Origin of the sequence: Idiomarina sp. T82-3, assembly GCF_001577655.1 — a bacterium.
Taxonomy (GTDB): Bacteria; Pseudomonadota; Gammaproteobacteria; order Enterobacterales; family Alteromonadaceae; genus Idiomarina; species Idiomarina baltica.
The window spans coordinates 191,176-214,282 of sequence record NZ_LSBQ01000001.1 but is presented as its reverse complement, the minus strand read 5'-3'; the positions used below and the strand labels follow the sequence as shown (position 1 = coordinate 214,282).

Annotated in this window: 29 protein-coding genes; 15 read left to right on the top strand and 14 right to left on the bottom strand. The window is 47.3% G+C overall.

Annotation, left to right across the window (positions count from 1 at the left end; genetic code table 11):
* The first annotated feature begins 25 nt into the window (after positions 1–25).
* Positions 26–1,372 (top strand): metalloprotease PmbA, encoded by a 1,347-nt coding sequence (gene pmbA, locus AWU56_RS00995; protein ID WP_286681511.1) that lies wholly within the window; start codon positions 26–28, stop codon positions 1,370–1,372.
* A 21-nt stretch (positions 1,373–1,393) separates the two neighbouring features.
* On the opposite strand, the gene mgtE is transcribed toward pmbA, so the two are convergent.
* The 11 genes from mgtE to AWU56_RS00940 are packed head-to-tail and all read right to left on the bottom strand — an operon-like array spanning position 1,394 to position 9,489.
* Positions 1,394–2,755 (bottom strand): magnesium transporter, encoded by a 1,362-nt coding sequence (gene mgtE / locus AWU56_RS00990; RefSeq protein WP_006956872.1) that lies wholly within the window; start codon positions 2,753–2,755, stop codon positions 1,394–1,396.
* A 2-nt stretch (positions 2,756–2,757) separates the two neighbouring features.
* Complete coding sequence (locus AWU56_RS00985) at positions 2,758–3,036, bottom strand: HPr family phosphocarrier protein (protein ID WP_006956871.1); 279 nt, start codon at positions 3,034–3,036, stop codon at positions 2,758–2,760.
* Entirely contained in the window at positions 3,033–3,878 is an 846-nt protein-coding gene (rapZ, locus tag AWU56_RS00980) for an RNase adapter RapZ (protein WP_272978204.1), read from the bottom strand. Before rapZ ends, AWU56_RS00985 begins: the two co-directional genes overlap by 4 nt.
* Entirely contained in the window at positions 3,863–4,339 is a 477-nt protein-coding gene (gene ptsN / locus AWU56_RS00975; protein ID WP_286681510.1) for a PTS IIA-like nitrogen regulatory protein PtsN, read from the bottom strand. The genes rapZ and ptsN overlap by 16 nt, the downstream gene beginning before the upstream one ends.
* Before the next feature lie 3 nt (positions 4,340–4,342).
* Positions 4,343–4,630, bottom strand: coding sequence for a ribosome hibernation promoting factor (gene hpf, locus AWU56_RS00970; protein ID WP_006956868.1), 288 nt, complete (start codon positions 4,628–4,630; stop codon positions 4,343–4,345).
* A 28-nt stretch (positions 4,631–4,658) separates the two neighbouring features.
* On the bottom strand, positions 4,659–6,110 hold the full coding sequence (locus tag AWU56_RS00965) for an RNA polymerase factor sigma-54 (RefSeq protein WP_286681509.1): 1,452 nt from the start codon (positions 6,108–6,110) through the stop codon (positions 4,659–4,661).
* A 29-nt stretch (positions 6,111–6,139) separates the two neighbouring features.
* On the bottom strand, positions 6,140–6,865 hold the full coding sequence (gene lptB / locus AWU56_RS00960; protein WP_006956866.1) for an LPS export ABC transporter ATP-binding protein: 726 nt from the start codon (positions 6,863–6,865) through the stop codon (positions 6,140–6,142).
* A gap of 3 nt (positions 6,866–6,868) precedes the next feature.
* Complete coding sequence (gene lptA / locus AWU56_RS00955; protein WP_006956865.1) at positions 6,869–7,411, bottom strand: lipopolysaccharide transport periplasmic protein LptA; 543 nt, start codon at positions 7,409–7,411, stop codon at positions 6,869–6,871.
* Positions 7,383–7,943: an LPS export ABC transporter periplasmic protein LptC gene (gene lptC / locus AWU56_RS00950; RefSeq protein WP_006956864.1), complete on the bottom strand. Its 561-nt coding sequence runs from the start codon at positions 7,941–7,943 to the stop codon at positions 7,383–7,385. Before lptC ends, lptA begins: the two co-directional genes overlap by 29 nt.
* On the bottom strand, positions 7,940–8,512 hold the full coding sequence (gene kdsC / locus AWU56_RS00945) for a 3-deoxy-manno-octulosonate-8-phosphatase KdsC (protein ID WP_286681508.1): 573 nt from the start codon (positions 8,510–8,512) through the stop codon (positions 7,940–7,942). Before kdsC ends, lptC begins: the two co-directional genes overlap by 4 nt.
* Positions 8,512–9,489: a KpsF/GutQ family sugar-phosphate isomerase gene (locus AWU56_RS00940; RefSeq protein WP_006956862.1), complete on the bottom strand. Its 978-nt coding sequence runs from the start codon at positions 9,487–9,489 to the stop codon at positions 8,512–8,514. Before AWU56_RS00940 ends, kdsC begins: the two co-directional genes overlap by 1 nt.
* Before the next feature lie 164 nt (positions 9,490–9,653).
* Here AWU56_RS00940 and AWU56_RS00935 point away from each other — a divergent pair, with 164 nt between their 5' ends.
* The 8 genes from AWU56_RS00935 (at position 9,654) to murA (ending at position 14,903) form a co-directional block, all read left to right on the top strand.
* Positions 9,654–10,214 (top strand): TetR/AcrR family transcriptional regulator, encoded by a 561-nt coding sequence (locus AWU56_RS00935; RefSeq protein WP_006956861.1) that lies wholly within the window; start codon positions 9,654–9,656, stop codon positions 10,212–10,214.
* A gap of 90 nt (positions 10,215–10,304) precedes the next feature.
* Complete coding sequence (mlaF, locus tag AWU56_RS00930; RefSeq protein ID WP_272977419.1) at positions 10,305–11,108, top strand: phospholipid ABC transporter ATP-binding protein MlaF; 804 nt, start codon at positions 10,305–10,307, stop codon at positions 11,106–11,108.
* On the top strand, positions 11,101–11,877 hold the full coding sequence (gene mlaE / locus AWU56_RS00925; protein ID WP_006956859.1) for a lipid asymmetry maintenance ABC transporter permease subunit MlaE: 777 nt from the start codon (positions 11,101–11,103) through the stop codon (positions 11,875–11,877). Before mlaF ends, mlaE begins: the two co-directional genes overlap by 8 nt.
* 5 nt (positions 11,878–11,882) lie before the next feature.
* Entirely contained in the window at positions 11,883–12,350 is a 468-nt protein-coding gene (mlaD, locus tag AWU56_RS00920) for an outer membrane lipid asymmetry maintenance protein MlaD (protein WP_006956858.1), read from the top strand.
* An 18-nt stretch (positions 12,351–12,368) separates the two neighbouring features.
* Entirely contained in the window at positions 12,369–13,025 is a 657-nt protein-coding gene (locus AWU56_RS00915) for an ABC transporter substrate-binding protein (protein WP_006956857.1), read from the top strand.
* A 9-nt stretch (positions 13,026–13,034) separates the two neighbouring features.
* Complete coding sequence (locus AWU56_RS00910) at positions 13,035–13,337, top strand: STAS domain-containing protein (protein WP_286681507.1); 303 nt, start codon at positions 13,035–13,037, stop codon at positions 13,335–13,337.
* A 37-nt stretch (positions 13,338–13,374) separates the two neighbouring features.
* Entirely contained in the window at positions 13,375–13,629 is a 255-nt protein-coding gene (locus AWU56_RS00905; RefSeq protein WP_006956855.1) for a BolA family protein, read from the top strand.
* A gap of 17 nt (positions 13,630–13,646) precedes the next feature.
* Positions 13,647–14,903 (top strand): UDP-N-acetylglucosamine 1-carboxyvinyltransferase, encoded by a 1,257-nt coding sequence (murA, locus tag AWU56_RS00900; protein ID WP_006956854.1) that lies wholly within the window; start codon positions 13,647–13,649, stop codon positions 14,901–14,903.
* Here murA and AWU56_RS00895 read toward each other — a convergent pair.
* The 3 genes from AWU56_RS00895 to AWU56_RS00885 all read right to left on the bottom strand — a co-directional run bounded on the left by AWU56_RS00895 (position 14,897) and on the right by AWU56_RS00885 (position 17,954).
* Positions 14,897–15,967 (bottom strand): trypsin-like peptidase domain-containing protein, encoded by a 1,071-nt coding sequence (locus AWU56_RS00895; RefSeq protein ID WP_272977420.1) that lies wholly within the window; start codon positions 15,965–15,967, stop codon positions 14,897–14,899. The genes murA and AWU56_RS00895 overlap by 7 nt on opposite strands.
* Positions 15,968–16,054: 87 nt before the next feature.
* Positions 16,055–17,416, bottom strand: a complete 1,362-nt coding sequence (locus AWU56_RS00890) for a DegQ family serine endoprotease (protein ID WP_272977421.1) — start codon at positions 17,414–17,416, stop codon at positions 16,055–16,057.
* 97 nt (positions 17,417–17,513) lie between these two features.
* Entirely contained in the window at positions 17,514–17,954 is a 441-nt protein-coding gene (locus AWU56_RS00885; protein WP_272977422.1) for a Z-ring associated ZapG family protein, read from the bottom strand.
* 95 nt (positions 17,955–18,049) lie between these two features.
* Between AWU56_RS00885 and zapE the strand changes: the two genes are divergently transcribed.
* The 6 genes from zapE to AWU56_RS00855 all read left to right on the top strand — a co-directional run bounded on the left by zapE (position 18,050) and on the right by AWU56_RS00855 (position 23,059).
* Positions 18,050–19,159 carry a cell division protein ZapE gene (zapE, locus tag AWU56_RS00880; RefSeq protein WP_286681506.1) on the top strand — a complete coding sequence of 370 codons (1,110 nt, stop codon included), beginning with the start codon at positions 18,050–18,052 and terminating at the stop codon, positions 19,157–19,159.
* A 221-nt stretch (positions 19,160–19,380) separates the two neighbouring features.
* A complete protein-coding gene (gene rplM / locus AWU56_RS00875; protein WP_071463061.1) occupies positions 19,381–19,809 on the top strand; it encodes a 50S ribosomal protein L13 in 429 nt (142 codons plus the stop codon).
* 15 nt (positions 19,810–19,824) lie between these two features.
* Positions 19,825–20,217, top strand: a complete 393-nt coding sequence (rpsI, locus tag AWU56_RS00870; protein WP_071463062.1) for a 30S ribosomal protein S9 — start codon at positions 19,825–19,827, stop codon at positions 20,215–20,217.
* Positions 20,218–20,469: 252 nt separating this feature from the next.
* The gene (gene petA / locus AWU56_RS00865) at positions 20,470–21,060 is read left to right on the top strand and encodes a ubiquinol-cytochrome c reductase iron-sulfur subunit (RefSeq protein ID WP_006956791.1); all 591 of its coding nucleotides are present in this window, start codon (positions 20,470–20,472) and stop codon (positions 21,058–21,060) included.
* On the top strand, positions 21,060–22,325 hold the full coding sequence (locus AWU56_RS00860; RefSeq protein ID WP_286681505.1) for a cytochrome b: 1,266 nt from the start codon (positions 21,060–21,062) through the stop codon (positions 22,323–22,325). The genes petA and AWU56_RS00860 overlap by 1 nt, the downstream gene beginning before the upstream one ends.
* On the top strand, positions 22,325–23,059 hold the full coding sequence (locus tag AWU56_RS00855) for a cytochrome c1 (RefSeq protein WP_006956789.1): 735 nt from the start codon (positions 22,325–22,327) through the stop codon (positions 23,057–23,059). Before AWU56_RS00860 ends, AWU56_RS00855 begins: the two co-directional genes overlap by 1 nt.
* Positions 23,060–23,107 lie beyond the last annotated feature (48 nt).

The following is a 23,107-nucleotide window of genomic DNA, read 5'->3' as shown; positions in this document are numbered from 1 at the left end:
CGTTAATCATTTAGAGGAGTGTACATTGAAACCTCAACTTAGCGAGTTACAGCAACAACTTGATGATGTTGAATTAGCGGTCCAATATGCGTTGGAGTTAGCGGCTAAAGAGGGGACTTCAGCGGCCGAGTGTTCGATCAGCAAAAGTGCCGGTATTTCAGTCGGTACGCGTATGGGCGATGTAGAGACCGTCGAATTTAATCAAGACGGTGCGCTGGGCATTAGTGTATATCGTGATCATCAAAAAGGCTCGGCATCGACTACCGATTTATCGCGTGAAGCCATTGCGGCGGCGGTAAAAAAAGCGGCGGAAATTGCCCGTTATACATCCGCTGATCCATTTAATGGCTTAGCACCGAAAGAACTGATGACCAAGGACTATCCTGAGTTGGACTTGTGCCATCCAGGCGATCAAAGCGCAGAATATGCGATAGAACAAGCACTTGCATGTGAACGTCATGGCTTAGCTTTAGATGATCGCATTATTAACTCAGACGGCGCTCATTATGGTTCGCATACGGGCTTTCGAGTGTACGGTAATAGCCACGGTTTTTTGGGCGGCTATTTGCAGTCACGTCATAATTTAAGTTGCGTGTTGATAGCGAAAGAGGGCGAGCGCATGCAACGCGATATGAGCTATTCGGTCGCTCGTCGTACGCAGGACTTAGCTGCACCCGAAAAAGTTGCTGAGGAAGCCGCTCAGGAGACGTTATCACGTTTAGGGGGCCGTAAGATTGATACCGCCAAAGTCCCCATAATTTTCCGCGCTGACGTGGCTGGCAGTTTGTTCGGTCATTTCGTGAGTGCGATCAGTGGCGGCAACCTTTACCGGAAATCGAGTTTCTTGCTAGATGCATTGGGCCAGCCGGTGTTGCCGTCGTGGTTAAACATTAAAGAATGTCCCCACATCGTGGGTGGTCTAGCAAGCAGTCCTTTTGACCATGAAGGTTTAGCAACGATTGAGCGTGATATCGTCACGGCCGGTGAGTTGCAGACCTACCTGCTAACCAGCTATGCCGCCCGCAAGATGGATATGCAGCCCACCGGTCACGCGGGAGGCATCCATAACTGGCGTTTGACCCATGGTGATAAGAGTTTGACGGAGCTGTGCAAACAGATGGGCACAGGCTTATTAGTCACCGAACTGATGGGGCAAGGCGTTAACTTGGTCAACGGAGATTATTCGCGCGGCGCTGCTGGATTCTGGGTTGAGAATGGCGAAATTCAGTATCCTGTTGAGGAAGTGACGATTGCGGGTAACTTAAAAGACATGCTGGCAAATATCGTTGCTATTGGTAACGATATTGACGAGCGCCATGCCTTGCATACGGGATCAGTGTTGTTAGAAGAAATGCGGATAGCAGGTCAGTAAGTCAACCGGCGACATTGCTGTTTATGACAGTAGCAATGTCGCAGTACCCAAGAATGCAAAGATACCGACCACATCGGTGACGGTGGTCAAAATCACACCACCCGCGAGTGCCGGGTCAATATCAAAACGCTTCAGTATCATTGGTACGGTCACGCCGGCAAGCGCCGCCGCTAAGAGGTTCATCATCATCGCGAAGGCGATAATGCCACCGACCAACCAACTTTGCATCCAGAGCGCCACAACAGCGGCAATAAGGATTGACCAAATAATACCGTTCAGCGCACCAATGGCGAGTTCTTTGCCGATCAACCACCTTGAGTTGCTACTACCGATATGACCAAGCGCCATACCTCGAATCACCAAGGTCAGGGTTTGACTACCCGCGATCCCGCCCATACTTGGCACAATGGTATTCAGGATGGCGAGCACTGCCATTTGCGCTAACACATCTTCGAATAATGAACTCACCATGGCGGCGAGTAACGCCGTGACCAAGTTAATAGCCAACCATACCGTACGGCGGCGAGTACTTTTGAGTACGGGCGCAAAAGTATCCTCGTCATCTTCTAAACCCGCCATGCTCAACATCGAGTGTTGAGCATCCTCGCGAATGATATCAACCACGTCATCGATGGTGATTCGACCAACAAGTTGCTGCTCTCCGTCGACAACGGGCGCTGAAACCCAATCATGGCGTTCAAATAATTTAGCGACTTCGGTTTCATCCATGTCGACAGGAATACTGACGATATCCGGTGACATAATATCGCTGACCACTTTTGATGGGTCGACGGTGACTAAGCGCGATAGGGCAATTTCACCGATGAGTTTATCGTTACGATCGGCGACATAGAGTTTATCGGTGGCTTCTGGCAATTCGCCTTTTAGGCGAAGGTAACGTAATACCACATCGACGGTGACATCGGCTCGTACCGTGATGGTATCTGTATTCATGATGCCGCCGGCAGAGTCCTCATCGTATGACAATGCCGTTTCTGCGCGCTCTCGGTCGCGCTCGTCCATTGATTTGAGAACTTCTTGATAAACTTGGTCGGGCAAGCCACGCAGTACGTAAGCCAAGTCATCGGTATCCATTCCCTCGGTGGCCGCCGCCAATTTCTCCGGCGCCATCTGGCGAATAATGGATTTTTGAACTTCTTCTGAGAGCTCTTCGAGGATATCGCCATGTTCATCGGCATCGACAAGCTTCCAAACGATAGCTCGACTTTTCGGCGGCGATGATTCAAGCAATAATGCAATATCGCAGGCTGGCATATTGTGCAGCATGCGGCGGGCAGCCACATACATACCGTCCGACAGGGCAGTATTTACCTCTTGAATACGCTGCATTGCGTATTCTTTATCGGACAACTCAGCCATCATGATTATTCTGCTTCCTCAAATTTATCTTCAAATAAGGTGGTGATGGCAACCAAAGCCGCCTCTGCATCGTCACCATCGGCACAGACTTGGACTTCACGTCCTTGCTGGCTTGCTAGCAACATTAAGCACATCACACTACCCGCATCGACCTCTTGACCGTCTTGGCTAATTGTAATCTTAGCAGCGAAGGTTTGAGTCAAACGCGCCAATTTAGTTGCTGCGCGTGCGTGAAGCCCTAGTTTATTGCGAATGATCAAGGATTTACAGACTTTTTGCGTCATTTTGACAATTCCCGGTGACGAACTTGAACATGAGTCCCCTCAGATCGGAACTGTTCTGCTAAAGTTTCGGCTAGATAGACCGAGCGATGTTGACCGCCAGTACAGCCCATTGCAATAGTTAAATAACTACGGTTACTGCGTCGAAAATAAGGAAGCCAGGTAGCCAAAAAATTTTCGACTTGTAATAAGTATTTAGTGACCAAGCTTTCCTTTCGGAAAAATTGTTTTACGTCTTCATCCTGTCCCGTTAGCAGCTTGAGCTCTGGATTCCAATGTGGGTTTGGAAGAATACGCGCATCAAATACAAAGTCGGCATCTTTTGGCACACCATGTTTAAAGCCAAATGACTGAAACACAATGACCACTTGCTTTGATGCTTTGCCAAGTACTCTGGCACTGACTTCTTCACTTAATTGGTGGAGCGAAAGGTGACTACTATCAATACGCCAAGTTGCACGTACGGCGATGGGGTCAAGAAGGCGGTTCTCAAGCTGAAGAGCCTCAAGCAAGGGGAGTTGCTTTTGCGACAGAGGATGGAGTCGACGAGTCTCTCCAAAACGCTGCAGTAGGGTTTGGTCATCGGCGTCAATGAATAATACCTCAATATCAACTTCCGCCGGTAAAAAATCAATGGATTCGAGCAGCTCTTGAGAGTCTTCGGGCAGATTACGTACATCGATACTTATCGCGACGCGGTCATACTGCGCTATGACGGAATGCACAAGTGTGGACAGTAAAGCGATGGGCAAATTGTCGACACAATAAAAACCTAAATCTTCGAGTACCCTAAGGGCAATGGTTTTTCCCGAGCCGGAGCGTCCACTAACTATGATAAGTTGCATTCAGGTGCCTGATCCTCGCTGACAAAAATCGTATAAAGTTCGCGATCACTGTGTGCATCGCGCAATGAACGTGTGCACTCTTTATTGTTCATTCGCTTAGCTACGGTCGCGAGCGTATTTAAGTGATTTTCATGTTCCGATTCTGGTACAAGCAACGCAAACACGATATCAACGGGTTGGTTATCAATGGCATCGAATTCAATCGGTTGTTCCAATGTCATAAGCACTGCCACTGGCTGGGTTGCATTCGCCAAGCGACCGTGAGGTATTGCAATCCCTAACCCTATACCTGTGCTACCGAGGCGTTCGCGATTAATTAGACTCTCAAAAATGTCATGTTTAGTAATTCCCACAAGTTTAGGAGCTGCGATGGCGCTGATAGTTTCTAACAAACGCTTTTTGCTTGCACCCTCGACTGCACATTTGGTGCAGTCGGGGCTCAAAAGATCGGACAATTGCATGATTTAGTGTTTTTTCAACTTTTCTTTGTGTTTAATCACTTGGCGATCGAGCTTATTAATAAGCCCATCGATTGCCGCGTACATATCTTCGTGTTCTGCATCGGCGAAAATCTCTCCGCCATTGACGTGAAGCGTAGCTTCCGCTTTTTGAATCGTTTTTTCAACATTTAGGATGACGTGAACGTTGTTTATGTGGTCAAAGTGGCGCTCTAGTTTGGCAAATTTTGTATCCACGTATTCACGCAACGCGTCGGTAATATCAATGTGATGACCTGTTAGGTTGATTTGCATAACGTCTTCCTTCTACGGTTGAACAATATTAAAGCAGACTCTTCCGCTGGCTTGAAGAGGGAATATTGAGCGATTCGCGATATTTCGCGATCGTTCTCCTAGCTACTTGGATTCCCTGATCTGCGATGAGTTCAGCAATTTTGTTGTCGCTTAATGGTTTTGCGCGGTTCTCCGCGGCAACCAATTTTTTGATTAGTGCTCTTATAGCGGTACTTGAACACTCACCTCCTGTTTCGGTACTCACATGACTGGAAAAGAAGTACTTGAGCTCAAAGATGCCGCGGGGACAATGAAGGTATTTCTGGGTTGTAACGCGCGAAATCGTACTTTCGTGCATATCTACGGCTTCTGCGACATCATTCAGAACCATCGGCTTCATTGCCTCCTCACCATGCTCAAAAAAGCCTTGTTGGCGTTGAACGATACAATGTGCAACTTTAAGTAGCGTGTCGTTTCGACTCTCTAAGCTTTTTATAAACCAGCGTGCTTCCTGTGTGTGCTGCTTTATATACTGAGAGTCTGCACTTGATTTTGCCTGCCGACTCAGCGCTGCATATTCTTCGTTCACTCTTAATTTAGGTACGCTATCTGGATTTAATTCGACCACCCAACGACCATTCTTTTTAACCACGGAGATATCAGGGATAACGTATTCAGTTGGCTTTTGGTCGATTGCATCTCCGGGATAAGGATTCAAGGTTTGAATCAACCGTAATGTACTTTTTAGTTCGGCCTCATCTATTCTTAGCTTGCGTTGCAGACCTTTGTAATCCCTTGCACCCATAAGTTCCATGTAATCGTTAATCAGGGTCAATGCCAGATTTTTATGGGGTGTTTCATCAGTTAGTTGTTGTAATTGAATACTCAAACATTCTTGGATCGTGCGCGCCCCAACGCCGACCGGGTCAAAGCGTTGAATTCGCTTTAGCACCATAGCGACTTCTTCGACGTCAACCTCGGGGAGTGCAATGGCCTCAACGAGCTCTGTAACATCGGTCGTGAGATAACCGCGCTCATCGATAGACTCAATAATCGCGGTGGCGATAGCCGCATCCTCGTCGGTAAAGTGAGATAGCTGCATTTGCCATAACAGATGGTCATGCAGGGAGTCGTTGGTTTCGCCTTGGTAAACATCATGTTCACCATCAAATGACTGGCTCGAGCTTAAGCTGCTGGAGGGCGTGGTTGAGGTATAGGTATCGTCCCAAGTGCTGTCTAATGGTAAATCGTCAGGCAGAGATTGCTCGTTCAGCGCATCAGACGTTTCTTTTTGGCTATCGTCATTTTTAGCTTGTTGAGAAGACTCTTGAGGCGCGTCGTCGGCCTCGTTCTCTACCTCAAGTAAGGGGTTACTATCTAAGGCTTCTTGAATCTCAGCTTGTAGATCGAGCGATGAGAGTTGCAACAACCGAATGGCTTGTTGTAATTGTGGGGTCATCGTCAATTGTTGACCCATTTTTAGTTGCAAACTTTGTTTCATCTGATTATCCCGGCCTCACTTGTGCTCCGTTACAAGGTGAACTGCTCACCGAGGTAGACATCTTTAACCTGTTGGTTTGACAATACGCTATTTGCATCACCGCTGGCAATCAGTTCCCCGTGACTAACGATATAAGCATGCTCGCATACTGACAACGTTTCGCGCACGTTATGGTCGGTAATCAACACGCCTATGCCACGGTGCTTGAGGTGTTCGATAATTTTTTTGATATCCAAGACTGAAATGGGGTCAACACCTGCAAACGGCTCATCAAGCAATATGAACGTCGGATCAGCGGCAAGCGCTCGAGCAATTTCAACCCGTCGCCGTTCACCCCCCGATAAGCTCATGCCTAAACTGTTAACAATATGCCCGATATTGAACTCTTCTAATAAAGCGTCGAGCTTTTCTTCTCGTTCTATCGTTGTAAGCGATTTGCGAGTTTCGAGGATAGCCATTAAATTATCGCGCACTGTCATTTTGCGAAAAATAGACGACTCCTGTGGTAAATACCCAATGCCTCGTCGAGCGCGTTCGTGCATAGGAAGCAACGTTAAATCATGTTGGTCTAGCTTAATACTGCCTTTATCAGAATTCACTAAGCCAACAATCATATAGAAGGTGGTTGTTTTACCCGCACCGTTAGGTCCTAATAAGCCGATCACTTGCCCTTGACTTACTTCCAAGCTGACATCTTTAACGACTTGGCGTCGGTTATATGATTTAGCGAGGTGCTCGACAGATAATTTCGCCATTTATCATTGCTCTTTTTGCTGTTGTTCGGTTTCAGGCTGCTCTTTCTCAGACTGCTTGTTGGGGTTAAAAATGGTGGTTACGCGTTCGCCCGACTCTTTTGAACCACGCGCTGAAACGTGCTGGTTTGTCAGGTCATAAACGATAGTGTCGCCGCGCGATAAACTACTGCCTTGTGTGATCTGTGCGTTGCCCTTGAGTTCGATACGCCCTTGACTCTGAAAGTAGGTGATTTGGTCGGCTTCTGCACTGATTTCGGTGCCGTTTTCGAGTAGCTGCGTATAAACAGCAGGGCGACCGTGGGCGACAAAAGTGTCAGCTTGATCTTTAGCTTCACCGCCTGAGGCCTCTAAACGGTCGGCTTCAATACGTAACGACCCTTGTGTGACGATAACGTTATCGGTCAGCAACAACTGGTTGTTTTTAATATCAAAGTGCTCGTGTCCTGCACTCACTTCAATCGGCTTTTCAAAGTCCGACTCACCTTGAGCGACAGCCAATTGACTCACTGCTGCAAGACTAGCGAGGATTAAAAACCGTTTTAACATGACGTTTTAACTCCATAGTTTCTGCGTACAAGTCGGCATTGAGCCCGTGACCTTGTACCGCAATCTGGGGTCCCGAAATCGTGACGGGATAATCTGTGTTCATCGTTTCAGCAGGTATATCGATGACTAAGTATTCGGTGTTTACACGTTTAATAGAAGTATCAGGTTGCAGTGCCAATATTTCAACGTTGCGCTCTAAAATGAGCGTTTGGTCATCATATAAAGTGCCTTGCTCGGCACTCACTTGCCAAGTTGCCTGACGCTCATCGGTATAGACCGAGTAGACAGGATTGCTCAGCTCAGTAAGACCAATCTGAATATAATGAGACATATGCTCAGCCGTCACCTGATGTGCTAAGCGTCCACCAGACTCGTACAAGCGAGTTTTAAGACCCGAAGCCGTAAAATCGGGTGTCATTTTACGGGTTTGTACATTAGCGTCGTCGCCATCTGACGGCTGAAAAGGCCGCCAAAGCAGAATAATCACGGCACCAAATAAGACCAGCAACAAAAGTGCGACGCGGCGACTCACAAACTGACTCCCTCAGCGCTCGGTAGTTCACCGCGGCTCAGCAGGAGTAAATCACAAATTTCACGCACAGCGCCAAATCCACCGTGGCAACGCGTAATATATTGCGCGGCAAGCTGCACCGAGGGGTGCGCGTCATGCACCGCAATCCCGAGTTTGGCTCGATTAATTAACTGTAGGTCGGGCACATCGTCGCCTACATAAGCGACTTGCGAATCATTCAAGTTCAAATTTTCGAGCAGCTGTTCGTAGCGTTCGACTTTATTTTTTACACCTTGAAAAATATGAGTCACGCCCAAGTGTTTCATACGGCGCTCGACAATCGAAGATTCGCGCCCCGTTATCACGGCAGCGGGATAGCCGGCGTCAGTCCATGCTTTTAGCCCAAAGCCATCGCGTGTATGAAATGCTTTGAGCTCCTCACCTTGGTTTCCTAAATAAATACGACCATCAGAAAATACGCCGTCAACATCGAGAATCAACAACTCAACTTGAGCAAATTGTTCAAACAGTGTGGTACTGATGTCGCCGTACCACGTATTGATGGTTTTAGCTGTGCGATTATGAATCATTACACCACTCCTGCTTGTAACAAATCGTGCATATTCATCGCACCGTGGGGCTTGCCATCGTGGTCAACGATAATCAGACCATTAATTTTACGGTCTTGCATCAACTTAAGTGCTTGTGCTGCCAACATGTTTTCGTCTGCCGTTACGCAGGTACGCGTCATGAAGTCAGCGATTTTGCTCGTATGAACATCGACGCGGCTATCTAGGATCCGCCGCAAATCACCGTCCGTAAATATACCCGCTAAACGCCCGTGTTCGTCGACAATGGATGTCATCCCTAAACCTTTGCGCGAGATTTCGAGCAATGCGTCGCGAATCAAAGCGTCTTGTTCGACCTGAGGAACACGATCGCCCGTGTGCATTACATCGCTGAGTCTCAGTAGCAGACGTTTACCTAACGAGCCACCAGGATGAGATAACGCAAAGTCATCCGCAGTGAATCCGCGCGCGTTCAGTAGTGCGACGGCCAGCGCATCCCCCATCACTAGACTCGCGGTGGTTGATGCTGTGGGCGCCAAGCCTAATGGGCACGCCTCTTGCTCTACCCGGATGCAAACATGAACATCAGCCAAGGTGGCTAGCGTTGACTCCGGATTACCCGTCATGGCGATGATTGTGACACCAAGGCGTTTCATCACCGGTATAATATTAAGTATTTCGCCCGTCTCGCCGCTGTTTGAAATTGCGATAACGATATCACTGTCAGTGACCATCCCCAGATCACCATGGCTAGCTTCACCCGGATGCACAAAAAAAGCGGGTGAGCCGGTTGAGGCGAGTGTCGCAGCAATTTTACCGCCGATGTGACCCGATTTACCCATGCCGGTTACAATGATACGACCCTTGCAATCGAACATTGCCTGACATGCACGATTGAAGTTATCGTCCAAAAAGGTTTTTAGGCCCTCTATGGCATCTCGCTCAATCTCAATAACTTCACGTGCGAGCGTGCAAAAGTCGTGGGTGATTTGCTTCATTACCTACCTAAAAAAGCTGAGAACTTACGCCTAATGATACGTCAAGATGAGGGTGACTGCCTACCGTATTTATGAACCTAAGATTGCGAATTCGATAAAATTGAATTACTATACCAACTAGACGGTTTAGTAATAAGCCTATTTAAGGTAGTGAGTGAGTCATTATGTGCGCAAAAAAGTGTGCCGGTCGCCCCAGTAATCGAGATGTCATTTTAGATGCAGCAGAACAATTAGTTGCGTCAGAAGGCGCTGCTCGTCTTACGTTTGATGCGCTTGGTCAAGCAACTGGGATTAGTAAAGGTGGTTTGCTCTATCACTTTGCAAGTAAGGACAAATTACTAGAGGCTATGTTGGAGCGCATGGTAGCGCGAAACAATGACCTCAAAGAGACCTTCATGAGCGAGTTTGAAGGTGATCCTAACCAAGAATTCAAAAGTATTTTGCTCGCATCGCTCAACAGTGATGCCGAGTGTGCGCAGTTAAGTTCTGGGCTATTAGCGGCAGCGGCCAATAACCCTGATTTATTGGCGCCGATGACTGCGCACGTACAGCAGACGTTTCAATCGTTAGAGCAATTTAGTCGCGATCCAATGCTCGCCAAAGTGCTGTTTTTCGCTGTGCACGGCGCTCGTTTGTTCGAACAATTGCAGTTGTGTGAGCACTGCCAAGGTGACCGTAAAGCGTTCGCCGACAAGCTACTAGCGATGATTGATGCAAAAAACTGATATGTTTTGCAACATTTTTACAGTTACGTTTTAGGTGATCGGACCCTAGAATAGGTATTCTGAAATAAATAGCGCGTTAGGGACAGATAAGTGGATAACTTTGTTGCTTTAAAAGATGTGCATTTTTCGCACGGCCAACGCACCATATACGATGGGCTGTCATTGACGGTGCCGAAAGGTAAAATAGTCGCTGTTATGGGCCCCAGTGGTATTGGTAAAACAACGTTATTGCGCCTTATTGGGGGGCAGTTACGACCAGCATCCGGATCCATCAAAGTGGCCGATGAAGAAGTGACGCAGTTATCACGCAAGAAACTCTATGAGCTGCGTAAGCGAATGAGTATGCTTTTTCAAAGTGGTGCGCTGTTCACCGATATGAGTGTATTTGATAACGTTGCCTTCCCGTTAAGAGAGCATACAGAGCTCAGCGAGGATGTTATCCGTAGCATTGTCTTGATGAAGCTAGAAGCGGTAGGCTTGCGTGGGGCTCGCGATCTGATGCCTTCGGAGTTATCAGGCGGAATGGCGCGTCGGGCTGCACTGGCGCGTGCTATTGCACTTGATCCTGACCTAATCATGTATGACGAACCTTTTGCTGGCCAAGATCCAATTTCAATGGGCGTTATCGTCAAACTGATTCGCTCGCTGAACGAATCGTTAGGTTTAACTTCTATCGTGGTCTCCCATGATGTCGATGAAATACTATCGATAGCCGATTACGCGTATATTATCGCCGATAAAAAAGTCGTCGCCGAGGGGACTCCCGATGAGCTGAGAGAAAATGATAAGGCTATTGTAAGGCAGTTTCTTCAAGGTGAGGCTGATGGACCCGTCAAGTTCCATTATACCGAGGATGACTTTGCTATGGATTTAATGGGGGAAGCGCATGGATAGGTTGGCGCGCTTGGGCGCAACAGTCACAGACGCAATAGCAGGTATCGGTCGTGCGCTGGCGATGTTACTCGGGGCGATTATTGGTAAGCCCACACCACGAAAGTCATGGCCTCTATTTGTCCAACAAATGTATGTGGTTGGCGTACTATCCCTCATTATTATCGTGGTGAGCGGGTTATTTATTGGTATGGTACTGGGACTCCAAGGCTATACCATTTTGGTCGATTACGGCGCCGAACAGAGTTTAGGTCCGATGGTTGCGCTGTCTCTTTTACGCGAATTGGGGCCTGTCGTCACTGCCTTGCTTTTTGCCGGTCGCGCCGGCTCCGCACTGACCGCCGAAATCGGCTTGATGAAAGCAACCGAGCAATTATCGAGTTTAGAAATGATGGCCGTTGATCCGTTACGACGTGTCGTTGCTCCACGTTTCTGGGCGGGTTTTGTCAGTATGCCTCTATTGGCACTTATTTTTTCAGCCGTTGGTATTTACGGCGGTTATTTAGTGGGCTCGGGTTGGCTCGGTGTCGATGAGGGCGCATTTTGGTCAGTAATGCAGTCAGCCGTTGACTGGCGTGACGACTTAATGAACGGGATCATTAAATCGCTCGTATTTGCTTTTGTGGTGACGTGGATTGCGCTCTACAAAGGCTATCGTTGTGAACCAACATCTGCGGGTATTAGCAAGGCGACCACTTCGACGGTGGTCACTGCTTCACTCGCTATTTTAGGACTCGATTTTATTCTTACAGCATTGATGTTTGGCGGGTAAAAACCATGGAATCACGGAAATCACATATTTTTGTTGGCTTATTTGTCGTTGTCGGGGTTTTGGCGCTGCTGTTTATCGCTTTGCGCGCTGCAAGTGGGAGCACCGTGACTGCTGGTGAAACCTACACGCTTTATGCGAAGTTCGACAATATTGGCAGTTTAAAAGTACGCTCGCCAGTTAAAGTGGGGGGTGTCGTTGTAGGACGCGTTACCAATATTTCGTTGTCGGGCGAGTATTACGAGCCACTTGTTGAGATGGAGATCAGTCAAGATTATGACAAGTTCTCAGAGACAAGTAGCTTATCGGTGCTGACAGCGGGTCTTTTAGGTGAGCAGTATTTAGGTCTGCAGCCAGGGTTTATCGATGACACGGTGGGCACACTTGAAGACGGAGACACGATTTCTGATACCAAATCAGCATTGGTGTTGGAGCAGTTAATCGGACAATTCTTGTTTAGCCAAGGCGAGAATTAACGAACGGGGAGTTGTAATATGAAAGTTTTATTAACGTTAGTAATGGGTGCTTTTCTGACCGTGAGTAGCGCCTCGGCGGAAACGATTAAAGAGGAAAATCCCTATACTCTAGTTAAGAAAGTAGCGGATAAAACCTTTGAGCGTATCGGCGAAGAGCGCAGTAAGATTACGGAAAACCCCAACTATCTGAAGACGATTGTTAAAGATGAGCTGATGCCTTACGTCGATAATATATATGCGAGCAAGAAGGTATTGGGGCGTTACTTTAAAGATACTGATGAAAAGCAACGTCAGGAGTTTTACAAAGCATTTACGGACTATATTGTTGCAACTTATGCCCGAGCTTTTACACAATATGACGAGTCGAAGCACGAAGTAGAGTTTCTGCAACACCCTAAAGTAGGACCCGATGACAAGGTCGTAGTGGTAGAGACGCGCGTTAAAGAAGCGGGTCGCCCACCAATTCGTTTGGATTTTAAAGTCCGTTACGATAATAACGCTGACGTTTGGAAAGCATACGATTTAGTTGTCGAGGGTGTAAGCTTATTGAATAGTAAGCAGAGCGAGATAGCAGCAGTAATCCGTTCACGCGGCATCGAAGGTACCATTGCGCTGCTCGAGGATAAAGCGGGCCAACCCATCAAGTTGGACGATAAAGTCGACGTACCGTCTTAAGGGTCGCCCATGAGTCAGGCTCAAATGAACTTTCAACTCGCTAATGACGGTACATTGTCGTTAGCGGGTTCGCTTACGCGAAGCGCGATTCCGGCGCAATGGAACGCACTCAGCCAGCTGTTGGATGAGAAGACAGTAAAACAAGTGGATGTTGCAGAGGTTACTTTAATCGATACTGCGGGCGTGGCTATATTACTTGAAGTGATAAAGCACAATCGTGATGCTGTTCCCTTACAGTGTAAGGGCAGCTCGGAGCAGTTAAGGCAAATCGTCACAGTGAGTGGCGTCGACCATCTACTTTCGTTAAGCTAACGGCTTTAATTCTTCAGTTAAGTTGTGTGGATATAATATGAACGCCGAACAATTGACCGCGTTATTGAAAAATGAACTTGAAATCGATGAGGCGCATGTAAAGCTTGATGGCGCTAACGTTAACATTATTGCCGTAGGTGAGATTTTTGCCTCATTGAATCGTGTGAAAAGTCAGCAAATGGTGTACCAACCTCTTAAGCCTCTCATCGCTGATGGTACGCTTCACGCTGTTTCTATTAAGACCTACACGCCTGAAACTTGGGAACGTGATAAAAAATTAATGATGCCTTAATGTCATCAGGAGGCATCATGGACAAATTTTTAATTAAAGGCGGGCGTCCGCTACACGGCGAAGTGACTATTTCTGGCGCTAAGAATGCCGCATTGCCAATATTATTAGCAACGGTATTGGGTAGCGAGTCAATTACTATTTCGAATGTTCCTTTGCTTCAGGATGTAAAAACGTCACTTAAGTTACTTGGAAAGCTGGGGTTAGCCCACTCGGAACTCCAGCATGGCGAAGTCACCATCGAACCTGCAGAAATGTCGGAGCATGTAGCCCCGTATGAGCTCGTGAAGACGATGCGTGCCTCCATTTTAGTGCTCGGTCCTTTGTTAGCGAAAGTCGGAAAGGCTGAAGTGTCATTGCCTGGCGGCTGTGCCATTGGTGCTCGCCCGGTAAACTTACACATCGAGGGCTTGCGTCAGATGGGAGCTCAAATTGTGGTCGAAAATGGCTACATAAAAGCGTCCGTTGATGGGCGTTTAAAAGGAGCAGACATTCTGATGGATACCGTGAGTGTGACAGGCACGGAAAACCTGATGATGGCAGCAGCGCTTGCTGAGGGCACGACGCGCATTGAAAACGCCGCCCGCGAACCCGAAATTATTGATCTCGCGCGCTTTTTGAATCACTTGGGTGCGAAGGTTACAGGTGAGGGGACCGATACGCTTACGATTGAAGGCGTTGAACGCTTACACGGTGGCCATTACTCTGTGATGCCAGACCGTATTGAGACCGGTACGTTTCTTGTTGCAGGGTTAGCAACAGGAGGCGATGTGACTTGTCGTCATACCGATCCGAGTGCCTTAGATGCGGTGCTCAAGAAGCTTACCGAGGCCGGAGGCACGGTTGAAAAGGGAACTGATTGGATCCGTATTCGTAGTCAGGGCCGGCCTAAGCCCGTCACTATTATTACTGCTCCACACCCAGCATTTCCAACTGATATGCAGGCTCAGTTTTGCGCGTTGAACGCCATTGCGTCGGGAAGTGGGTGGGTGCGAGAGACGATTTTTGAAAACCGTTTCATGCACATTCCTGAACTTCGCCGTATGGGCGCTCATGTTGAGCTCGAGGGCAATACAGCTATTTCGAATGGGGTAGAGACTCTGACTGGTGCAGAAGTGATGTGTACCGATTTACGAGCTTCTGCTTCGTTGGTGATTGCCGGTTTGGTTGCTCAAGGGGAAACGCTCGTAGAACGCATCTATCATATCGATCGTGGCTACGAAGGTATTGAGCTTAAGCTTCAAGCGCTCGGTGCAGATATTCAGCGAATTCACTGAATTTGACGCGCGGACCCAACAGTTAATGTTGTGGTTCGCGTTTCGTCATTACGTACGTATTCGATTTTCAACTGTGTACCAGGCCGGCTTTTAACAACGCGCTCCATCCCTTCCGTTGCCGAGAAAATCGGTGAACCGCCAATTTGCGTGATTAAGTCATTGACTTGCAAACCCGCTCGATCAGCTGGGCTATTGGGCTCAACTTGCGTCACAAGAATTCCGTTAGCCGCATTTTGTAGATTGAAATTCGGGTTAACTTGAATACCAATATAGCCACGCACGACGCGACCCTCTGTAATGAGGGTATGCATGATCTCTTTGACCGTATTATAAGGCGTTGCAAAGTAGATACCTTCAACGGTGTCACCAAACGCCGAGTTAAATCGAGCATTATTGATACCGATTAACTCTCCCTTGCTATTGATAAGTGCTCCACCTGATGCGCCTTGATTGATGACCGCGTCCATTTGTATCAGGTCGGAATAGGCTGAGCCGGTGATACCAACTCGTCCCCCCGTGGCACTAATAATACCCTGTGTAATCGTTTGCCCGATATTATACGGATTGCCAATGGCAAACACGATATCCCCTACCTTTATGGGTCTTTCGCCCATCGTCGGAATGACGGGTAGGTTATCTGCCTCGACCTTGAGTACGGCGAGGTCGGTGTAAGTATCATTTCCAATCAGTTGCGCCTCGTAGCGCCGTCCATCTTGCAATGCCACCTGAATTTCATCGTAATTTTCCACTACATGATTGGCGGTGATGATGTAGCCACGATCACTCATGATGACACCCGAGCCTAAACGCCACAGACGTGAATTTGACTGAGACGAATAGCGTGAGCGCTCACTTTCACCCAAGCTATATATATTGACGACGGCAGGTGCTGCGCGACTGATGGCTTGGTTAAAACTCGCAACCTCATCATTCTTATTTAAATTAAATTGACTTGGACCGCCATTTTGTATGTATGGCTGGATGAGAAAAATAATGGCAGCAACGACCAAGCCTAAACCTACCGATTGGTAAAGGAATCGAACGAGTGACTTGATAGAGCTCATAAGTTAGGCGGTCCGTTAATTAAAAAAGTGACTTCAGCTTATCACTGAAGTCACTTTGATGTAAGTTTTTGAAACTAAAACGCGCGACTAAGATGCGGGGTTACGTAACATTAAGTAACGTACACTATTCCCACGTTGGATACTCAGCGCTACCACATCACCCGCGTTGTCAATCGCTTCACGCAGGTCGCCTAAGTTACTAATTGGTTGCCGATTAGCGCCTTTGATGATATCACCTTTTTCAAGTCCAATTCGCGCGGCGGGTGACCCCGTTTCTACTTCAGTAATGCGAATACCATCGTTGGAACCGTCAGCTTCAAGGGTCGCGCCTTCTAAAGCCGGGTGTATCGACTGAGCTGAAGTTTCGGTATCTTGCGCATCAAGCGTCACCTGCACATCTTGGCGTTCACCATCACGGATCAACTCAAGATCGACTTTCGTTCCCGACCCTAGGGTACTGATTAAAGCGCCTAGTTCTTGGAAACTTGCTATCTCATCACCGTTAACAGACACGATGACATCTCCCGACTGAATGCCGGCCTTGTCGGCTGCGCTCTCAGGTACAACTTCGGCAACGAATGCGCCCTCTGACACACTAATATCAAGTGCATCAGCAATATCTGAGTTGAGGTCGTTTCCGCGTACGCCTAACACGCCGCGACGTACTTCACCAAACTCGATTAATTGTTGCACGAGGTTACGCATCATATCCGCTGGGATTGCGAAACCGATACCGATGTTGCCGCCATTAGGACCTAAAATCGCTGTATTGATACCAATCAATTTGCCATCGAGCGTTACTAGCGCACCACCGCTATTACCACTATTAATTGCGGCATCTGTTTGGATAAAGTTCTCAAGCTCTTCGATACCGAGGTTGGCACGACTAAGGGCGCTGACAATACCGGATGTGACAGTTTGTCCAAGACCAAAAGGATTACCGATAGCAACGACAAAGTCGCCCACCCGTAATTCTGACGACTTACCGATCTCAATATCAGTGAGATCCTCGGCGTCCTCAATTTGCAGCAGTGCGATATCGCTTTGTTCGTCGCGACCCACTAATTTGGCATCATATTCACGACCATTTTTCAGTGTCACAACGATTTCAGAGGCATCATCGATGACATGATTGTTGGTAACTACATAACCTTTGTCTGCATCAATGATGACTCCTGAACCTAATCCACGGAATGGACGCTCTTGAACGCGTTCGCTCGGAGCATTGGGACCAAAGAAAAAACGTAACGCGTCAGGGACCCGTTGGCGTACTTCACGTTTACCTTTGACCGAAATATTAACGACGGCGGGAGTAACATCCTCGAGCATCGGTGCTAATGTTGGTTTTTCGTCATCTGCGCCGAAAAATGGAATGCCAGCTTGTGCGGGTTGAGAAAAGCCGCCAACGGTTAAAGCGGCTAGTGTGAGACCTACAATTAATTTATTCATCGTGTTACGAACTCCTAGTAGTAACTTTACAACCGTGTGCAGCCATTATGACCGCCGAGTTACTAAATGAGTTCACTGTTAAAATGTTTCAAGATATTTAATCGCGTTTGCTGGACTCATTTTCAGTAAACAAACCGCTACGCTGATCGGTGTAATCTTTTGGAACTTGGTTGGCTTCTTCTGAGCTGTGCGTCGAACGGTAATCTTTATTCATGCTACTTGCCACCCGCAATTGACGCATTGTGTCCTCAGAAAAGAATGGCAAATCGCTTTGTGCCTCGTTTTTTTGCAGTAAGTCAGCGCTGTGCGCAAGATAGTTTTTAAGTTTGTCTTGTGTTTCTTCGAGTTGTTCAACCAACGCATTGGCGGTTGCAAAGTGCTCGGCGACTTCGCGTTGATAATCAGCGAGCTGCTTCTGACTTTTTTCGACCTGCTCTTCAAGATCGCCGCCACTGCGAAGTCCAAACAGGTAACGTGCGACAAAAAAACCAATAATTGCGCCGACGGCGACCAATAAAATACCAATTAACCAATCCATGCCTAACTCCTAGACTGACCCTACTCATTGCTGATTCAGGGCATCGTGATAAAATACATGCCCTATAGGATAATCGTAACTGAGGTGAAGTGGTAGTGTCGAACCCGTGCTTTACGCCAATTGAGCGTTATAAAAAAGACTTAGAACGCGAAGATTTTAGTTATGATGAAGCGCAGGAGCACGCGGTTACGCAGTTACAGCGCCTTTATGATGAGTTAATCGAGTGGCAGGAAAATAAGCAACAGTCGCTAATAAAAAGGCTGTTTAGTAAGCCCGTGCGCCCCCCTAAAGGACTCTATTTTTGGGGAGGGGTCGGTCGTGGCAAGACCTATTTAGTTGATACCTTTTACGAAAGTTTGCCGATTAAGAAAAAATGGCGCCTGCATTTTCATCGATTCATGCAGCGGGTACACAACGAACTCAAGCAATTACAGCAAAAATCAGATCCACTGATTATTGTAGCCGATCGCATTGCTGCGGAGACTGATGTCATCTGTTTTGATGAGTTTTTTGTACAGGATATTACGGATGCTATGTTACTCGGCAAACTATTTGAGTATCTTTTTGAGCGCGAAGTGATACTCGTTGCAACATCCAATATCGTACCCGACGACCTATACAAAAATGGGTTACAGCGCGCACGATTTATTCCGGCAATAAAATTAATTAAGCAGCATTGTGCTGTGGTTAATGTTGATAGCGGGATCGACTATCGCCTACGCACGTTGACGCAAGCAAAGCTATTTCATGTGCCTAATGATGACCAAGCGGACCAAAGGTTGGTAGAGTCCTTCCATAACCTAGCGCCGGAAAAAGGGTGTGCTTTTGAGTCCCACGCTGTTGAAATCGAAGGACGATCGATTCGAGTGCGTGCGGAATGCGATGATGTTGTCTTTTTCGACTTCCCAGATATTTGTAAGACAGCGCGTAGCCACACCGACTACATGGAACTTGCGCAGTTATATCATGCCGTCATTATCTCGAATGTCGAACAAATGGGCCGTCACAACGATGACGTTGCGCGTCGCTTTATCGCGTTGGTGGACGAATTTTATGAGCGCCGAGTTAAATTGATTTTATCCGCACAACAGCCCATTGACTCTCTGTATAGCGAGGGGCAATTAAGTTTTGAGTTTCGCCGCTGTGTGAGTCGTTTGCAAGAAATGCAAAGTGAAGAATATTTAGCACTGGCGCACCGCGCATAAATGGCACAGTAAATCGGTAAGAAATTTCAAAAAGTGCGTGATCTTTGAGCGCATTTTTCCTATAATCCGCGCAGCCCACGTTACAGTCCATGACGTTAACATCTCGTTAGCCCATGGTTGCAGCAAATAAACTAATGATTTTTATCATTTTTTTATTGTTGTGATTCGCGGGGAAGCCCGGAATTACTGTCCGTGAACATTTAAAATTAGGTTTTTTCAAAATGAAAACATTTGTAGCAAAACCAGAAACGGTAAAACGCGACTGGTATGTAATTGACGCAGAAGGTAAAACGTTAGGTCGTTTGGCTACTGAAGTAGCTCGCCGCCTGCGTGGTAAGCATAAGCCTGAGTATACGCCTCACGTTGACACAGGTGACTACATCGTCATCGTTAACGCTGAGAAAGTTGCTGTAACCGGTAACAAAGCTCAGGACAAAATGTACTACTCGCACACTGGATTCCCGGGTGGTATCAAATCAATCAGCTTTGAAAAACTGATTGCTAAGAAACCTGAAATGGTAATTCAGAAAGCGGTAAAAGGTATGTTGCCTCGTGGACCTCTAGGCCGTGCCATGTTCCGTAAACTGAAAGTGTACGCAGGTGCTGAGCACAACCACGTTGCTCAACAACCTAAACAACTGGATCTATAACGGAGCAAGCATACTATGGCAGATAATCAATACTACGGTACAGGTCGCCGCAAAAACTCAACTGCTCGCGTATTCTTGCGTCCGGGCAGCGGCAACATCCAAATCAACCAACGTGCGTTGGAAGATTACTTCGGTCGTAAAACTGCACAAATGGTTGTTCGTCAACCACTTGAAGCAGTAGAAATGACTGAGAAGTTCGACCTTTACATCACCGTGAGCGGTGGTGGTACAACAGGTCAAGCGGGCGCAATCCGTCACGGTATTACCCGTGCACTGATGCAATATGACGAAGGCCTACGCTCTACCTTGCGTAAAGAAGGCTACGTTACGCGTGACGCTCGTCAAGTTGAACGTAAGAAAGTGGGCTTACACAAAGCGCGTAAGCGTCCACAGTTCTCAAAACGTTAAGTTTGCGTTTTACGGAAAGCCCAGCATTTGCTGGGCTTTTTTATTTTTGCTAGCCAGTGAACCTCTGTTTACGAATGTAAACGCTTGTTGTGACAGCAACACGCGCCATACACCGCGAATCACTTGTAAAACATGTGGGTTTTCTTTATCATTTCTGAGCATTTTTTGTAATCCGTATAGGCGGATAACGCAGCAGCTAATTCCCGACTTCGCGGCCATGGATCGCGGAGCGTCCAACTGGAGAGTAAATGGATGAGCAATGCGCCTGTAGATAAAGGCCGCCGTCGTTTTTTGACGGTCGCGACCGGAGTCGTTGGTGGTGCCGGAGCGGTGGGTGTCGCCGTTCCTTTTATCGCATCATGGAATCCGAGCGCGAGGGCAAAGAACGCCGGGGCACCGGTCGAAGTTAACATCGCGAAAGCAGAACCGGGTCAAATGATTCGTGTTAAATGGCGAGGCAAGCCCGTATGGGTCGTTCGTCGTTCAACAGAAATGCTTGATGGCCTAAAAACCCATGAAGACCGTCTTCGAGACCCTAATTCTGAAGAGCCACAACAACCTTCATATGCCGCTAACGAATATCGTTCAATTAAAAAAGAATTTTTCGTAGCTGTTGGTATCTGTACTCACTTAGGTTGTTCTCCGAGCTACTTACCCAAAGAAATGGAAGAGCACGTAGAAGGTGTTGAGTCAGGATTCTTCTGTCCGTGTCACGGTTCGACCTATGATATCGCTGGACGTGTTTTCCAGGGTGTTCCGGCACCATTAAACTTGGTTGTGCCGCCACATTATTACGTTGACGACAACACGATCTTGGTCGGCGAAGATAAGGGGCAAGCATAATGGCTAATAAATTCGTTGAGTGGATCGATGCACGTATTCCAATGACTAAAACTTGGAATATCCACCTTGCACAGTATCCTGCTCCGAAAAACTTCAACTTCTGGTACCTATTTGGCGTCTTGGCGATGCTCGTATTGGTCAACCAAATACTCACCGGTGTTTGGTTAACCATGAACTATGTGCCAAGCTCAGAGGGTGCATTTGCGTCCGTTGAGTACATCATGCGTGACATCGATTACGGCTGGTTACTCCGATACATGCATTCAACCGGGGCATCCGCGTTTTTCATCGTTGTGTATCTGCATATGTTCCGCGGTATGCTTTATGGTTCGTACCAAAAGCCGCGTGAATTATTGTGGTTATTTGGCATGTTTATCTTCTTGGTACTCATGGCTGAAGCATTTATGGGCTATTTGTTACCTTGGGGGCAAATGTCATACTGGGGTGCGCAGGTAATTATCTCACTGTTTGGTGCGATTCCGGTGATTGGTGATGACTTGACGCTATGGATCCGTGGTGATTACGTGATTTCTGGCGCAACCTTGAACCGCTTCTTTGCGCTTCACGTGATTGCCTTGCCGTTAGTGCTGGTGATTCTTGTATTCTTGCATATCATCGCATTGCACGAGGTGGGCTCTAACAACCCCGATGGTGTGCCGATTAAGAAGCCCAAAGGCTCCGTTCCGGATGAAGAGAAGCCGAAATTCAAGTTCCACGAGCGTTTCACTAAGAAATACGACATTGTGGATGCGATTCCGTTCTACCCGTACTACATCGTAAAAGATTTGGTCGGAATCGGTATTTTCTTATTCCTGTTCTGTTATGTGATCTTCTTTATGCCAGAGATGGGCGGTTTCTTCCTTGAGCCACCGAACTTTGCACCGGCAAACCCATTGAAGACACCACAACATATTGCGCCTGTTTGGTACTTCACACCGTTCTACGCAATTTTGCGTGCGGTCCCTGATAAATTATTTGGCGTAATCTTAATGTTTGCATCGATTGTGCTACTGGCTCTATTGCCATGGTTAGATCGCGGTCGCGTACGTTCTATTCGCTATCGCTCTATCTTGCACAAGTTGAACTTGGCAGTTTTCTCAGTCAGTTTCTTAGTCTTAGGTTACTTAGGAACTCAGCCAGCAACGCCAACTTCAACCATGTTTGCGCAGATATTTACGTTCTTATACTTCGCTTTCTTCGTCTTACTGTTTTTCTACAGTAAGCGTGAGAAGACCAAGCCGGTACCAGAAAGGGTGACGTCATAATGAAAAAATTACTAATCGCTCTTGTTACATTTATCCCGTCGCTCGTATTTGCGGCGGGACCGACTGTGCCGCTTGATGAAGCAAAAGTCGATTTGCACGACAAAGCGTCTTTACAACGTGGTGCACAGTTGTTCATGAACTACTGTTTGGGTTGTCACTCGCTTCAATATGCGCGTTACAACCGCATGTTCGAAGACCTGGGTATTCCTGAGGATGTCGGTCAGAAGAACTTGCAATTTACGGGTGAAAAAGAGGGTGACCTAATTACCAACAATATGTCTGAAGAAAAAGCGGGCGCATGGTTTGGTAATCCACCACCTGACTTGACCAACGTAGCGCGTGTGCGGGGTCCTGACTGGATTTACACGTACTTACGTTCGTTCTATCGCGATGATAGTCGTCCGTTTGGCGTGAATAACTCGGTTTTCCCTAACGTTGGGATGCCGCACGTTTTACAAGAGTTACAAGGCTTACCAGAAAAAACCTACGAAGAACGCCGTATCGATGGTGAGATGAAAAAGGTTTATGTCGGTTTGAAAACCGATGGTAAAGGCCGTTTGACTGAGAGTGAATATGACCAGGCAATGCTCGACCTTACGTCGTTCTTGGTCTATATGGGTGAACCAATGAAACTTGAACAACGCCGTATGGGTTGGTTCGTTTTTGGTTTCTTGTTGGTGTTCACCATTTTAGCTTGGTTGCTGAAGAAAGAGTTCTGGAAAGATCTTAAGTAAGCGGAGCTCGAGCTCAGTAGAAAAGGGTGGCTTGCCACCCTTTTGCTG

What these genes read in the sequence shown, in the direction of transcription:
- mgtE (WP_006956872.1), bottom strand. Translation starts at nt 2,755, where the DNA reads ATGATGGCTGAGTTGTCCGATAAAGAATACGCAATGCAGCGTATTCAA.
- AWU56_RS00985 (WP_006956871.1), bottom strand. Translation starts at nt 3,036, where the DNA reads ATGACGCAAAAAGTCTGTAAATCCTTGATCATTCGCAATAAACTAGGG.
- rapZ (WP_272978204.1), bottom strand. Translation starts at nt 3,878, where the DNA reads ATGCAACTTATCATAGTTAGTGGACGCTCCGGCTCGGGAAAAACCATT.
- ptsN (WP_286681510.1), bottom strand. Translation starts at nt 4,339, where the DNA reads ATGCAATTGTCCGATCTTTTGAGCCCCGACTGCACCAAATGTGCAGTC.
- hpf (WP_006956868.1), bottom strand. Translation starts at nt 4,630, where the DNA reads ATGCAAATCAACCTAACAGGTCATCACATTGATATTACCGACGCGTTG.
- AWU56_RS00965 (WP_286681509.1), bottom strand. Translation starts at nt 6,110, where the DNA reads ATGAAACAAAGTTTGCAACTAAAAATGGGTCAACAATTGACGATGACC.
- lptB (WP_006956866.1), bottom strand. Translation starts at nt 6,865, where the DNA reads ATGGCGAAATTATCTGTCGAGCACCTCGCTAAATCATATAACCGACGC.
- lptA (WP_006956865.1), bottom strand. Translation starts at nt 7,411, where the DNA reads ATGTTAAAACGGTTTTTAATCCTCGCTAGTCTTGCAGCAGTGAGTCAA.
- kdsC (WP_286681508.1), bottom strand. Translation starts at nt 8,512, where the DNA reads ATGATTCATAATCGCACAGCTAAAACCATCAATACGTGGTACGGCGAC.
- AWU56_RS00940 (WP_006956862.1), bottom strand. Translation starts at nt 9,489, where the DNA reads ATGAAGCAAATCACCCACGACTTTTGCACGCTCGCACGTGAAGTTATT.
- AWU56_RS00935 (WP_006956861.1), top strand. Translation starts at nt 9,654, where the DNA reads ATGTGCGCAAAAAAGTGTGCCGGTCGCCCCAGTAATCGAGATGTCATT.
- mlaE (WP_006956859.1), top strand. Translation starts at nt 11,101, where the DNA reads ATGGATAGGTTGGCGCGCTTGGGCGCAACAGTCACAGACGCAATAGCA.
- mlaD (WP_006956858.1), top strand. Translation starts at nt 11,883, where the DNA reads ATGGAATCACGGAAATCACATATTTTTGTTGGCTTATTTGTCGTTGTC.
- AWU56_RS00915 (WP_006956857.1), top strand. Translation starts at nt 12,369, where the DNA reads ATGAAAGTTTTATTAACGTTAGTAATGGGTGCTTTTCTGACCGTGAGT.
- AWU56_RS00910 (WP_286681507.1), top strand. Translation starts at nt 13,035, where the DNA reads ATGAGTCAGGCTCAAATGAACTTTCAACTCGCTAATGACGGTACATTG.
- AWU56_RS00905 (WP_006956855.1), top strand. Translation starts at nt 13,375, where the DNA reads ATGAACGCCGAACAATTGACCGCGTTATTGAAAAATGAACTTGAAATC.
- murA (WP_006956854.1), top strand. Translation starts at nt 13,647, where the DNA reads ATGGACAAATTTTTAATTAAAGGCGGGCGTCCGCTACACGGCGAAGTG.
- AWU56_RS00895 (WP_272977420.1), bottom strand. Translation starts at nt 15,967, where the DNA reads ATGAGCTCTATCAAGTCACTCGTTCGATTCCTTTACCAATCGGTAGGT.
- AWU56_RS00890 (WP_272977421.1), bottom strand. Translation starts at nt 17,416, where the DNA reads ATGAATAAATTAATTGTAGGTCTCACACTAGCCGCTTTAACCGTTGGC.
- AWU56_RS00885 (WP_272977422.1), bottom strand. Translation starts at nt 17,954, where the DNA reads ATGGATTGGTTAATTGGTATTTTATTGGTCGCCGTCGGCGCAATTATT.
- rplM (WP_071463061.1), top strand. Translation starts at nt 19,381, where the DNA reads ATGAAAACATTTGTAGCAAAACCAGAAACGGTAAAACGCGACTGGTAT.
- rpsI (WP_071463062.1), top strand. Translation starts at nt 19,825, where the DNA reads ATGGCAGATAATCAATACTACGGTACAGGTCGCCGCAAAAACTCAACT.
- petA (WP_006956791.1), top strand. Translation starts at nt 20,470, where the DNA reads ATGAGCAATGCGCCTGTAGATAAAGGCCGCCGTCGTTTTTTGACGGTC.
- AWU56_RS00860 (WP_286681505.1), top strand. Translation starts at nt 21,060, where the DNA reads ATGGCTAATAAATTCGTTGAGTGGATCGATGCACGTATTCCAATGACT.
- AWU56_RS00855 (WP_006956789.1), top strand. Translation starts at nt 22,325, where the DNA reads ATGAAAAAATTACTAATCGCTCTTGTTACATTTATCCCGTCGCTCGTA.